This is a genomic window from Scytonema millei VB511283 (assembly GCF_000817735.3).
In the GTDB taxonomy this organism is placed as follows: Bacteria; Cyanobacteriota; Cyanobacteriia; order Cyanobacteriales; family Chroococcidiopsidaceae; genus Chroococcidiopsis; species Chroococcidiopsis millei_B.
Genome location: NZ_JTJC03000004.1, coordinates 325,070 through 337,856, shown reverse-complemented (window position 1 = coordinate 337,856; position 12,787 = coordinate 325,070). Strand labels below are relative to the sequence as shown.

Below are 12,787 nucleotides of genomic sequence, written 5' to 3'. Positions count from 1 at the left end.
ACTACAATCTTGTGGCTGAAATTATTGCCGAAGTGTATATATGGCAATAGATCTATGAAATCGGGGTATTGAGAAAATATCTTGCCAAATCGCACGTAATCAGACAAATTTCAAACCTGTTGAATTTCAAGCTGGTTCAATCTCGAACTGGTTTAATCTCAAATTTATTCGCTCAGGTAGATTAATGGACTTTATGCTTTGAAACATAATTCTTTACACTAATAATATCTTATTAATCCGCTCCATGTTGCCAGATCTTTATTATCAGTGCTATCAAAAGCTGAGGGAACTGCTAAAGGGAATACAAGCAGCGGCGACAGCACCAGAGGTGGAACCTCCCAGACTGCGCCAGAATGTTTTGGCAGCACAGCGGTATTTTCAGCAACAGATTGCCAGTTTAGATAGTCAAGATCTCGATCCAGCGGTAGAGTCGAGAGTGCGATCGCTGCAAACGGAAATTAGCAAGCAATTCAACTTGCTCAGTATGGATGTGTCATTTTTGCAAGCTGCTAGACAACCTCAGACACTACAAACCCGTCAGCAGCAGATTACCCAACGCCTTCAGACTCTACTGAGTTATTGCGAGGCGATTTTAGTTTTGGACAAGGGGGACAAGGAAACGGAGTAATAGACGAGCAGAGGAGAATAATTACTAACTACCAACTACCAACTACCAACTACCAACTACCAACTACCAACTACCAACTACCAACTACCAACTACCAACTACCAATTACCAACTACCAACTACCAATTATGAAAAGTTGGTGGCAACCCCAGTTAAGAATTGGTGATGAGACGGAAGCAGAACAACGTCGTGTGACATGGATGGAACTGTTTTACGACTTAGTGTATGTCGTCGCGGTAGCTCAACTGGCTCACAATCTCTACGAAAATACTATTGAATCCGTAGAAAAAAATAGATGCGAATTAGTAATTTTAAGCTCTAGATGCGTACGCGATATAGAAAGCTCGAAATTCCTCCGTGAGTAGGATAGACGCGCAGACAGCTAGCAGGTGTAATGTGGGAATGATTTAGGATGAGGTAGGGTGGTTTTTGGCAGTAACAAAAACGTGAGTGGCTATAAGTTTACCTGGTTCGATCGGTTTTGCCTTTGGTATCCTCCCGGCTGGCTGATCCTATTTAATCGTCACTGGCAACACTATCACGCCGATCCTGATGGTTGGAATTGGTTAGAGTATGGATTATTTCTACTTCCAGGCGGATTTTATATTGCCTTGTTACTGCGGTGGTTACGCTTGGGTTGTCGATTTCCGCGTCAACCAGCAGTGCAATTCGATCGCAACTATCAACAAGCTTTTCGGAATGAAGTCTTAGCGCCAATTGCCAAATATTACTACCGTGGCGAACTGAGGCAAATCGAAAACTTGCCGGAATCAGAATCGATGATTGTGGCGATGAACCATGCTGGAATGTCTTTTCCCTGGGATTTTATCGTTTTGGCTTATTTATTAAGTACGGTAAGGGAATGGAATGTTAAACCATTAGCTGGAGTCTCCTTATTCGATCACCCTTGGATGATTTGGTGGCTACCCCCTGGATGGTCGCAAGTTTTAGGCGGCGTAAGGGCAGAAAAAGAGGAATTTGAGACCGCGATCGCCCAAAAAACTGTATTATTGTACGCACCGGAAGGACTGCGGGGACCTAGTAAAGGCTGGCAGCAAAGGTATCAATTGGCAAGTTTCGATCCGAGTTTTATTCGTTTGAGCGATCGCCACCAAATCCCAATTTTGCCAGTTATTTGTCTTGGCAATGAATTTTTGCATCCATTTGCCATTAATTTGAATTTGCAACACATTGGAAAGATATTGGGCTTACCTTTCTTACCTCTATCGCCTTTAATGCCTTTATTCGCATTATTTCCTTCTATGGGAGTATGGGCAATGCGATCGCGTTTGCGTTACTTTGTTCAACCTGTATATCGAGTAGATTTGAAAGATCGTACCTCGCGTCGCGAAAGAGTTGCAGCATATCAAGCAGCACAAGCATTCAGAGATAAGTTGCAAAATGCGATTAATTGTATATTAAGCGGCAGTGGCGATAAGTGAAGAAATCGAGCCTTTCTACCTTTTGCCTGTTTATACTAAATTAACTTAAGGGTAGAAGAGGAACTGCGTGAAACATCCCAAAACCAAAGCTCGTAGTTTTACTTGGCAAACCATGTTTTCGGTACTGATGTATCTATTCATGTACCTGCCGATCTTCGTTCTCGCTTTCTATAGTTTCAATACTTCTCCCTACAGTGCTGGCTGGCAAGGGTTCACGCTCAAATGGTATCAACAGTTGTTTCAAGATAGTCGCATCCTGGCAGCACTACAAAATAGTCTGATTGTGGCTGTATTTGCTGTCGTCATTTCGGCTGTTTTGGGAACCCTGATGGCAGTAGGTTTAGGACGATATAGATTTCCTGGGAAGACGATCTATCGCGGGATTTCATACTTACCAATGATTATTCCCGATATTGCGATCGCCGTAGCTACCCTCGTCTTTCTGGCTACATTTGCCATTTCGTTAAGCTTGTGGACGATTGTAGCCGCTCATATTGTCTTTTGCCTTGCCTATGTGGGAATTGTGGTGGCGGCGCGACTAGCAAAGTTAGACCCCCATTTAGAAGAAGCCGCACTTGACCTCGGCGCTACACCATTGCAAGCTTTTGTCAAGGTTTTGTTACCGCAGTTAATGCCTGGAATTGTCGCTGGTTGTTTGCTGGCTTTCGTTCTCAGCCTAGATGATTTTCTCATCTCTAGTTTTACATCTGGAAGCGGCATCAATACTTTACCGATGGAAATTTTCAGTCGCATCCGCACGGGAGTCAAACCCGATATTAATGCTTTGAGCGTCATTCTAATGATTGTTTCTGGATTTGTTGCTTTCTTGGCAGAATATATTCGCGATCGCGGTGAGAAAGAGAGTTCGTAAGAAAGTCAAAAGTCAAAAGTCAAAAGTCAAAATTTAGGGTACAAGCCCAGGGTTTTCAGAGTTTTTGCTTATCTCTACAATCGCAGATATTTGCGATACGGCGACAATGGGAGCGGTGACTGCGCGTAAAATTCGTTTACCCAGCGAGACAGGTTGAAATTCTGAGGCGATCGCATTTTCGACTTCGTTTGTCGTCCAACCGCCTTCTGCACCTGTGGCAATGACGATAGATCCCTCCAACCCTCCTTGATAAGGGGGGCTAGGGGGGATCGATTGCAAACTTGCGATCAAATGAGGAGCATTACCCCGTGCTACACAGATATACTTGCGATCGCCTGTCACAGACAACAATCCCTTGTTAAAGGGGACGGGATCTAAAATCGTCGGTACGATTTGACGTTCCGATTGTTCCGCCGCCTCGGCTGCAATTCGCCGCCAACGCTCTAGTTTTTGCGGGCTGGGATGGAGTAAAGTGCGATCGCTGGTTACTGGAGCAAAACAATTGACTCCTAACTCAGTACAAGCGCGTACCACTTCATCAAATCCATTTCCCTTGGGTAGCGCCACCATCAGAGTTATTTCTACAGGTAACTCAGTTTGCACCTGCATTTGTTCTAAAATTTGTGCTGTTGTCTCTGCTAATACCGCTAGCCACCATTGACCTTTCCCATCCATCGCAATAAAGCGATCGCCCTGACGCAGCCGCAAGACTCGCATGAGATAATGCTGTTGCTGCGATGTGAGGGTAATTTGCTGCTGTTGCAGTTGTGCGGGAGCAATGACGATTCGTTGCAGTTGAGACATGTATTAACTTTACAGTTTGACAGAATACTCGATCCCATCATCTATTGGTAGTGCCACTGAGATAAAGCCATTAGCCTGGTTGTTCCTCAGATTGGCAGCAGAAGGCGAAAAATTAGCTAGCTAACTTTCTTTGCCTTCTAGGAGTCACTAAACGCAGCACCATAGCCCCGACTAACAAGACAACAAAGGGGAAATAGATCGGCGGTGAATTGGCAATTTTGAAGCTGAATTCTACCGTAAAAGCCAGCCAGAAAAAGTGCATCCCTGTAGTATGTAAGATTTTCCACCCTCTCTGTCCCAACAAAGCAGCTGGGCGATCGAAGGATGTTATTGTCATGGCAATCAGAAAGATATAGCCTAGTATGGCGAGCGTTGTGAAAGACTCGAACTTAGGCGCAGCTCCAGCAGTGACATACCATAAGCCAAAAATTGCGATCGCGTGATAGGTATGGGAAACTGCCATTGATACCCCAAAATAACGACGATTTTTCAGCAGCCAAACCGAAAGAGGGGTAGATCGCATTCGACGTAGTGCCGAAGCGACAAAAGCACACAGAAACAGAATACACGAAGTACGAGCAGTGGCTCTAATTGCCATCCGCATTCCTTGTTCGTCTATTCCATTAACTAGCCAAATGGTAGCAACCATCGTGCCAACTGCTAGCGCCGACCAACCGACAATACCCCATTTTTGTAATGATGGGAGCTGAGCGTCTGTCATAGTTTACAACTCCAACTGAGGATACCAATTGGTAGTTAATTTAGCGATCGCCTTTAGGTGCTGTCTTGCCGATTATTCCGAAAAATGTTCTATTCTTCCAAAAACTTTCCCCGTAATACCAATTCTTTCTGACTACTTTGTGTGAAGATCCCCCCAACCCCCCTTAAAAAGGAGGGCTACGACGCTCAGTTGATTGCAAAGATAAACAAGGTGATGGCAATCCGCGCAGGGCTTTCCACTCTCTTAAAAAGGAGGGCTACGACGCTCAGTTTATGGCGAAGATAAACAGAATTGGTATAAAGAGCTTTTTAACTTTTAATTTTTAACTTTTGACTTATTTTCGCTTGTCTCGATAAATTTTTGGCGTAGTCTTGACGTGTTGGCGAAATATTCTCGTGAAGTGACTTTGATTTTGGAACCCCACTTGCTGAGAAATTTCTACAATTGTGAGTTCCTGCTTGGCGAGTAGATGCTTTGCTGTCTCAATCCGGCATTTCGTGATGTATTGATGTGGTGATAGCCCGATCGATTGTTTGAACAAAGTTGCAAAATAATGGGGACTCATGTTGACGACATGACTCAGTTCTGCCAAAGTGATGTTCCGATCTAAATTTTCATAAATATAGGCGATCGCTCGATCTTGTTTATACTTGGGCAATCCGCCTCGATAATCTCTCACTGGCTGCTGGCGAGAAGTGTAGCGACGCAGTAAGTGAGCCGCAAGCGCCGTTACCATTGACTCTGCATATAACCGACTCTCTGCACCTCCCACTGTCAACTCAGCTTTCAACGCTAACCCTATCTGCTGAATCAACGGATCGCGTAATTGCAACTGAGGCATGAGTTCGATACAATTTCCATCGAACGATTTATCGACACTAAGGCATAGGGTGGCAGGATCGAGAAATAGATCTAAGATGGGGACTTCGCGATCCACTTGCGTTCTGGGGAACAGTTGGCTGGCTGGAAAAATGCCAATATCGCCTTGAGCGTAATCTATATGTCGCCAGCTGCCATTGAAATCGAAGCTTGCCCGAAAATTGTCTAGAGCAATAATCACCAAATGCTGACTCATGTAACTCGCAGGCATTTCATCAGCAGGTTCTAACTCATAGATGAAATGAAAGCCATCCCATCCCGCCTCTAAAAGATGTAAATGCTCGGGATGTTCGTCATGAGACATAGTTTAGTATAGGCTCTACTGGTGTCTGCTATTAATGTACCAGGGGATGCCGTTCTGGGTAGCGCGGCTCGTCTCATACCTATCAGGAGAGCCTAAGTTTTTCATAGAGAGAGCAAGTCAGTAATTAAAGGGAAAGGGGAAAGGAGAAACAATCGTTCCCGTTTCCCAGGCAATCCCCTAAAGTGACTATCGTTGGTATAAAGGAACGCAACTGGACACAAGTTATCCTTTCCGTCGCGATCGCTCCAAGCGCATTTTTACTGAGGAATTTGTTTTATTTGTGAAGCCATGCCTAATGTCTCAGTAGTTTTACGTTAAGTTGGTCATTGGTAGTTGGGTGGTGAGTGGTGCGTGGTGCGTGGTGCGTGAAAGAAATTGTATTTATATTCTTTTCTCCTAACTCCTGACTCCTGGCTCCTGACTCCTGCTGATAACTGATAACTGATAACTGACAACTGATAGCTGACAACTTTGTGTCGAACACTACTTAATTGCCAGATAAACCCAACATAGGGAGGAGTGTGAATTCAAGCGGTTTTTTGTAGAATTTCTACAAGTCATCAAACAGACAAATACTCGTAACTTACGTTCTTAGTTTTTTTGCTTTTTGGAGTTTTCGTGTTGCAATTCATTTATTTTGTCATTCAAGCTATCCAACCAATTTTAGTTCCGGTTTGCTTTGTTAGTGCTTGGGCAATTGTGGCTCTAATCGTTTGGAGTCTCTATAGCGCTGTGCGAGACAGTGTAGCTACCAGTCAAAAATTGCACCAAATTCCCTGTACGAATTGTCAATTTTTTACAGGAGATTATCGACTGAAATGTACGGTACAACCTACGATTGCTAATACCGAGGCAGCAATTACTTGCATGGATTACCAAGCGAAAACCAATCCCTTGCTGTACTAAATTAGCTCAATCTCGATCCATTTCTAACAAGACCTTCATCACACCGCGTGTTTGAGCGCGTTCAAAGGCAGCTAAACCTTGACTGAGCGGATAACGAGCGTGAATTAGTGGTTGAACGTCTACTTTTTGAGTGGCGAGTAAATTTAGGGCGGCGGGAAAAGGTCCGCAACGGGAACCGATGAGGGTAATCTCGTCTACAACCAAAGCGGAAGCATCAAAACTTAAGTTACCTGCATAGGTGCTTTTGAGTACTAGCGTACCGCGAGGACGCAACGCACGACGGGCGATCGCAAATCCGGCTGGATTGCCCGTACACTCGACGGAAAGATCGAAAGATCTGTCGGTTACGGTTTCGGCTAAGCCTGTTTTAATCCCTCGCGCTTCTAAATTAGCCAGTTTTTCCTGATGTCTGCCTACAGCTAATAAATCGCAACCAGTTAAGGCTAAGGTTTGGGCGACTAGCTGCCCTAATTTACCATCTCCCACTACTAACACGCGATCTGCTGCCCGGATTTGCACCTGCTGCTGAATTTCTAGTGCTGCGGCGATAGGTTCGGTAAACGTAGCAGCTTCTGTTGAAACGTTGTCCGGGACGGGGTGTAGGTTTGTGGCTGGTAAAGTGAGATAGTCGGCGAAGGCTCCATCACGGTTGACGATTCCCAGCACGGTGCGGTTTTCGCAGTGGGTTGGCTGTCCGTTGCGACAGAACCGACATTGACCGCAGGTAGCATTGATTTCTCCTACAACCCTTTGGTTAACTAGGTGAGGGGGTCCTTGTTCGACTACGCCAACAAATTCGTGACCCAAAATCCCCGTGTAGGGATAGTAGCCTCGGATCAGTTCTAAGTCCGTGTTACAAATACCCGCGCGTAGGACGCGCACTAAGGCTTCTCCTGGGGAAGGTTCGGGAGTGGGGAGATCTGCGCGCAGTTGCAATTGGTTGTTTTCGAGCCAGAGTCCTTTCATACGCGGCTAGGGGCTGGAGACTATTCTAGTTTTGATTATTCTAGTTTTAACGTGTAAGGTTAACAGGCTGAAGGCGTGAATACAAGCCTCTCATAATTTTCTCGGACGAGCTGAGATTCATTTAGGATAAATAAGATGGCAAGCGATCGCAGTTCTATCACTAATTGAGGATACATTGCAGCAGATGAAATGGCTAATGAAAAAGCAGCAATGGCGACGATTATTTTATTGCTTAGTTGGTGTTTTTGGTCTTGTTGCTATTTGGACTCAGTTTATCCATGCTCAAGAAGCTACTAACAATTGTCGTCCGCAATTTGTTAGAACAGAAAAGCTAGATATGTTTCCTGCTTCGATCTCCCAGAACTTAAATAATAGTAACTGTAAAGCAGAAGATATTGTTATAACTCCTTCACAGACTATTCAAGAACTGATCGAGGTGGATGTAGTGTATTTAGGAGAAACTCACGATCGCGATCGCGATCGTAAAATTCAGTTAAAAATAATTCAAGAGTTACAAAAAAGAAATCCTCAAGTTGCGATCGCGATGGAGATGTTTCAAATACCGTACCAAGATGCGATCGATAGCTATTTAGCTGGTAAGTTGACTGAAAAAGAGTTGCTAGAACAAACTGAATACGAGCAAAGATGGGGATATTCTTGGGAATCTTATGCGCCTATACTCAGATTTGCGAAAGAGAAGCAATTGTCGGTTTTAGCTGCGAACACTCCTTCTGAAATTACTCGTCAAGTGGCAAAAGAAGGTTTAGATAGTCTCACACCTCAGCAGCGAAAAATTATTCCTCCTGCTTCAGAAATTCGGACTGATAATGCTGCTTACCGTCAGATGTTGGCAAAAACTTTTGAACAGCATCAACATTCTAATCGTGGTAATAGTAGCGGTTTCGATCGCTTTTTTCTCGCTCAGGTTTTATGGGATGAGACTATGGCAGCAGAAGTTGCTAAGTTTGTCAAAGCTAATCCTAGTCATCAAGTTGTCGTGATTGCTGGGCAAGGACATATTATTTATGGTTATGGCATTCCTAGCCGCGTAGCTAGAAGAATGCATCGGCAATTCTCACAGGTTTCTGTGTTGTTAAGTCTTCCTAAAAATACTGATACTAATTCTTCTCAACCAATAGCAGATTATATTTGGCAGTAGCTTTTATTTGTCTCAGTGAGATTTAAATATAAGGTGGGCGTTGCCCATCCTACTAGAAGTTTTTATGATTAGCGTAATTTAATACTTTATTTCTCAACCAAAAAGGTATTTGTAATTTCAAAATTAGGGTTGTAGAAGCTGTCATTAATAGTCCGAGTAGAATATTAGCGATTTCAAAACTTCTACCACTACTCGTTGCTAATATTATTTCTACGATAAGAGTTGGCAACAATACACCAGCATAAAATAATATATAACGAATGAATTGTTTTTTTGCTAAAGTAATGACAACTGCTAATAGCGCTCCTAAAGGAATGAAGGTCAAGCCATAGTAAAGAATTCGATCTTCTTTTGGTAAGATTTCTAGAAGGTTAATATCATGTCTATTTTGGAGTTTGTCTACATAGACGTGCAACCCTGAATTAGCATATGTGATGACTAGCTTGTGGAGTCGATTATCTGTAAAAACGTTATAAACGTTCGTATCTAAATATTGAGCATTAACACCGTTAATTGGTGTTCGCAGTCGCAGATTCAAATGATTACCTTGTTGTCCTAAAGTAAAATTGCGCCTACCATGACTTTCTGAAATAGAGACGATTCTAGCTGGTCCTTTTTGTTGAAAATTATTAGTTGCAATTGTTGTTATGATTGTAAACTTGGAGCTTGCTTGTAATCTTTGATTCAGTAGATTTACAGGAGAATTTGATTGCAGCCAATGGCGATCGCTTAGAAAGACTCCTCGATCGTCCGTTATTTCTGGCAGTTGCCCTCGCCAACTCAAGTCGGGTAAAGTTCCCGTGCGATCGCTGTAATTTTGTCTATCTAACTGATAGTGTCCTAACAAAGGCGTATCTACATTATTCCACCAGTTTTGGCTGGCAAACACGCGCTCTATTTCTGCTGAAGAAAACGCTTTATCTGCGAAAGCCACTTCTGAAATAAATCCTTCCCAAGGACGTTCGCCTGTACGTTCGTTGCCTAATATGAGAGGATAATTTAAATCCCAAGTACTTAAGTTATTGGCGGATTGCAATGGAACTGTAAATAGGATTGATGTAGCTAAGTAACCTAAAAAAGCAACTACTACTATTGGTAAACTAAACTGATTTTTGTTGTTTTCTACCAAATTTAAAATATAGTTAACAATCTTAAATTTCCAGATGTAAAAACATAAAAACCCGATAAATCCACCTAAGCTATTAGTCAAGAGATCGGCAGGTGAAGTCTCTCTAGAAGGTAAGAAGATTTGAAGCGTTTCTACAGCAAAAGATAAACTAAAACTAAGAACGACAACTAAAATTAATTTGAATAATAAATTGAGCTTTTTTGCTTGCAAAAAACAGGTGATACCAAAGCCAAATGGAATAAATAAAAAGATATTCTTAATCTTATCGCCTAAATGACTAGAATGTTTGAAATTGCTAAGAAAATATCTCAGAGAGCCACCTTCATCCCTAGAAAAATTGAAAGGAAAAAGAGTGGCAACAACCACAAGAAGAATGCTAGCAATAACAATGTATGGCGCACTTTTAACTAAGAATTGGCGCAGACTACGTATAGTTGAATTGCTGGCAGACGGATGAACGTGCATGTGTTAAGTAATGTACGGCTTCTGGTACATCTTAGCGCTTCATCCGTAGTTTGACGGAGTGTTTTTTTAAAGATTTCACGTTATCTGTAGTGAATTAGTGCTGCTATTTTAAAGATTCTAAGAAGGGTTGAAATACAGAAGTCAGTTCGCGACGACTGACGACAAGAGAGGGGAAAGAGATATTGCTGTAATCTTTCCCAGGTAATAAAGGAAAAATAGATTGCGATCGCAGCTCTACCCAAGTTCCCCCAGCTGCATGTAAAATTACCCAAGCCCCTGCCAAATCCCAAATTTTCGGTGTCGCCTCCACACCACCCAGCACAGCCCCCGCAGCAACGGTGAGAAAGTTGTAACTGGCAACCCCCAGCATCCTAATTTTGCAGGGAAAACCAGGTTGCATGACAGATGTACTGCGGGAACAAAGATTGAAAAAGTGATTTTTGCTAGCCGCATCCTTACTCACATGGATCGGATGATGGTTGAGAAATGCGCCTGTAGGTGTTGCTAGCCCTGAATCTCCTGCCCAAAAGCCGTGAAAACTTTGTCCTAGCGGTGGTAAGTGGACGTAGCCAAAAACAGGCGTACCTCGGTACAGCAGTCCTAAAGAAATACCCCAGATGGGAATTCCCCGCGTAAAATTTGTCGTCCCATCCAGCGGATCGATAACCCAGCACCATTCAGCCTCGGGAAAAATTGTCTCTCCCTCTTCGCTCAAAATACCATAGCCGTTGAAGTTGGAGGCGATCGCATCCTGAATTTCTCGATCTGCCCATTTATCTGCTTGGGTAACGAGGCTACCATCAGCTTTCTGAGAGGCTTGTACCTGCCCAAAATCCTGCATCAGTTGCGCCCCTACCCTCTGGGAGGTGGTAGCGGCAAAATCGAGAATTGTCGTCCAAAAGTCAGTCATGAATGAGGGTGTGGGGTGCGGGGTGTAGGGTGTGGGGACAAGGGAGATAAGGGAGACAAGGGTGACAAGGGGGACAAAGGGGAAACAAATAGAAGGCTCACTCCTCGCTCCTCCCAACTACCAACTACCAACTACCCATTACCCATTATCAATCTAATTCGCTTTCAAAAACTGAAGCGATCGCTTTTTTGGCGTTGCTGCGAAATTCAACTATATCTACGCGACTGAGTAACCAAATTGCTAACACCATTAACAACGCTTGAATGGTAAATACCAAACCATAAGCTAGCACTGGGGCTGAAAATAGCTGTTTGCCTACGTCTAATATTGCCCCTCCACTGACTGTTGCCGTTGCCCGCGCTAATGCCTGCGCCAGCCCCCACGCGCCAATAAATGTCCCTGCTGTTTCTGCTGCCGTAAAGTCTAGCATTAAACTTAATGCACCCGTGGTCGTCACGCCAGAAGCCAAGCCAAATAGTACTAATGCTCCCTGCAAAACTTGGCGATTAGCAGTAAAACCCGATGCAATGACGAGTCCCACACTAAGGGCAACTAGGATACAGCCGATTTGAGTCGTTTTTTGCTTGCCAATACGTGGCACGATTAAAAAGCCCGTGCTACCAATCCCCAGTAGCGTACCCGTACCCCAAAAAGCATTCAGTCTCGTAGTTTCCGAAACGCACATTCCGAAGACTTCCCCGCCGTAAGGTTCCATTACTGCCTCTTGCATGAATAAACTTAAAGTCATGGCGAGGAGAAAGGTGAAGAATAAACCCGTTTGACGGCTGGCGGTTAAGACTTTCAGCGCCCTAGATATGGTAATTTGGTCTTCTCTGTCTGCTACTAGCGATCGCGATGTGTAACGAGAATACTTTTTTTCTACACCAAACGTTGATAGTAGAGCTAACCCAGTGACAACTGCTGGCAAAATGAAAAATAAGCGGTTAATCGAGCTTTGTAGGGCAGCAAGTTGAGCGGGTTGACTGTAAAGCGATACTGTTCCTACAGCTGACTCTTGACAAGTGGTTGCAGCTGGCAGAAGTTTGGAGCTGATAATTGCCCCAATCACAATTCCTACCATGAGCATCGACCAAACAACACCTACTAGCTTAGAGCGATCGTCTTCATCGGAAACATCGACGAGCAAAGCGGCAAATGGGGTAGAACTAGAACTAAGTGCCAACCCGTACAAAGCAAAGATTCCTGCCAATAACGCTATCCAACCATAGGTAACGAAACTCCAGCCTTGGTTGTATATACTGCTGCCAAGTTGCCACATAACTTGGACTGCAAGAAAGGCAGCGATCGCAAATAATGCCGCACCGATCCAAATGTAACCCGTGCGGTGATTGCTCCAAATTTTCTTAGCATCGGACATTTGCCCGAACCACAGGCGCGAGGGAGCCACAAATTGATGCATGGCGATCGTCCCTGCTGCTAAGGTAGCCGGAATTGCTAGTTCTTTAATTGCAATCCGGTTAAGGACTCCCAAGGTGAGGACAGACATCATCCCCAGCCCCATTTGAAATAAGCCCAACCGAAACATTGTCAAGATGCTGACTTTAGGCGGCAACTCTCGCTCAGATAAATTACTTTTTGCCAT

At 43.9% G+C, this 12,787-nt stretch carries 13 protein-coding genes and 1 pseudogene; 6 read left to right on the top strand and 8 right to left on the bottom strand.

Features of this window, described 5'->3' with window-relative positions; all coding sequences use genetic code 11:
• Positions 1–244: 244 nt before the first annotated feature.
• The 4 genes and pseudogenes from patD to QH73_RS16540 all read left to right on the top strand — a co-directional run bounded on the left by patD (position 245) and on the right by QH73_RS16540 (position 2,941).
• Positions 245–628 carry a heterocyst frequency control protein PatD gene (gene patD, locus QH73_RS16560; RefSeq protein WP_039717082.1) on the top strand — a complete coding sequence of 128 codons (384 nt, stop codon included), beginning with the start codon at positions 245–247 and terminating at the stop codon, positions 626–628.
• A 128-nt stretch (positions 629–756) separates the two neighbouring features.
• A pseudogene (locus QH73_RS28305) lies at positions 757–897 on the top strand (low temperature requirement protein A); the annotation flags it as partial.
• Between the two features lie 153 nt (positions 898–1,050).
• Positions 1,051–2,070 (top strand): 1-acyl-sn-glycerol-3-phosphate acyltransferase, encoded by a 1,020-nt coding sequence (locus QH73_RS16545; protein ID WP_039717084.1) that lies wholly within the window; start codon positions 1,051–1,053, stop codon positions 2,068–2,070.
• A gap of 112 nt (positions 2,071–2,182) precedes the next feature.
• Entirely contained in the window at positions 2,183–2,941 is a 759-nt protein-coding gene (locus QH73_RS16540) for an ABC transporter permease (protein ID WP_309476500.1), read from the top strand.
• A gap of 33 nt (positions 2,942–2,974) precedes the next feature.
• On the opposite strand, the gene QH73_RS16535 is transcribed toward QH73_RS16540, so the two are convergent.
• The 4 genes from QH73_RS16535 to QH73_RS16520 all read right to left on the bottom strand — a co-directional run bounded on the left by QH73_RS16535 (position 2,975) and on the right by QH73_RS16520 (position 6,133).
• Positions 2,975–3,745 carry a 16S rRNA (uracil(1498)-N(3))-methyltransferase gene (locus tag QH73_RS16535; protein WP_039717086.1) on the bottom strand — a complete coding sequence of 257 codons (771 nt, stop codon included), beginning with the start codon at positions 3,743–3,745 and terminating at the stop codon, positions 2,975–2,977.
• A 112-nt stretch (positions 3,746–3,857) separates the two neighbouring features.
• Positions 3,858–4,466, bottom strand: coding sequence for a ferric reductase-like transmembrane domain-containing protein (locus tag QH73_RS16530; protein WP_039717087.1), 609 nt, complete (start codon positions 4,464–4,466; stop codon positions 3,858–3,860).
• 334 nt (positions 4,467–4,800) lie between these two features.
• Positions 4,801–5,649: an AraC family transcriptional regulator gene (locus QH73_RS16525; protein ID WP_039717088.1), complete on the bottom strand. Its 849-nt coding sequence runs from the start codon at positions 5,647–5,649 to the stop codon at positions 4,801–4,803.
• 292 nt (positions 5,650–5,941) lie between these two features.
• Positions 5,942–6,133: a hypothetical protein gene (locus QH73_RS16520; RefSeq protein WP_132867171.1), complete on the bottom strand. Its 192-nt coding sequence runs from the start codon at positions 6,131–6,133 to the stop codon at positions 5,942–5,944.
• Between the two features lie 134 nt (positions 6,134–6,267).
• Here QH73_RS16520 and QH73_RS16515 point away from each other — a divergent pair, with 134 nt between their 5' ends.
• Positions 6,268–6,555 (top strand): hypothetical protein, encoded by a 288-nt coding sequence (locus QH73_RS16515; protein ID WP_015155487.1) that lies wholly within the window; start codon positions 6,268–6,270, stop codon positions 6,553–6,555.
• Positions 6,556–6,561: 6 nt separating this feature from the next.
• Here QH73_RS16515 and QH73_RS16510 read toward each other — a convergent pair whose 3' ends face one another.
• Positions 6,562–7,521 carry an MDR/zinc-dependent alcohol dehydrogenase-like family protein gene (locus QH73_RS16510; RefSeq protein WP_039717089.1) on the bottom strand — a complete coding sequence of 320 codons (960 nt, stop codon included), beginning with the start codon at positions 7,519–7,521 and terminating at the stop codon, positions 6,562–6,564.
• A gap of 196 nt (positions 7,522–7,717) precedes the next feature.
• Between QH73_RS16510 and QH73_RS16505 the strand changes: the two genes are divergently transcribed.
• Positions 7,718–8,680 (top strand): ChaN family lipoprotein, encoded by a 963-nt coding sequence (locus QH73_RS16505; protein WP_236147049.1) that lies wholly within the window; start codon positions 7,718–7,720, stop codon positions 8,678–8,680.
• A gap of 52 nt (positions 8,681–8,732) precedes the next feature.
• Here the strand turns inward: QH73_RS16505 and QH73_RS16500 are convergent, their stop codons facing one another.
• From QH73_RS16500 to QH73_RS16490, 3 genes are all read right to left on the bottom strand, one after another.
• The gene (locus QH73_RS16500; protein WP_132867169.1) at positions 8,733–10,274 is read right to left on the bottom strand and encodes a VanZ family protein; all 1,542 of its coding nucleotides are present in this window, start codon (positions 10,272–10,274) and stop codon (positions 8,733–8,735) included.
• A gap of 103 nt (positions 10,275–10,377) precedes the next feature.
• A complete protein-coding gene (locus QH73_RS16495; protein WP_039717091.1) occupies positions 10,378–11,184 on the bottom strand; it encodes an inositol monophosphatase family protein in 807 nt (268 codons plus the stop codon).
• Between the two features lie 148 nt (positions 11,185–11,332).
• Positions 11,333–12,787 carry a BCD family MFS transporter gene (locus tag QH73_RS16490; RefSeq protein WP_039717092.1) on the bottom strand — a complete coding sequence of 485 codons (1,455 nt, stop codon included), beginning with the start codon at positions 12,785–12,787 and terminating at the stop codon, positions 11,333–11,335.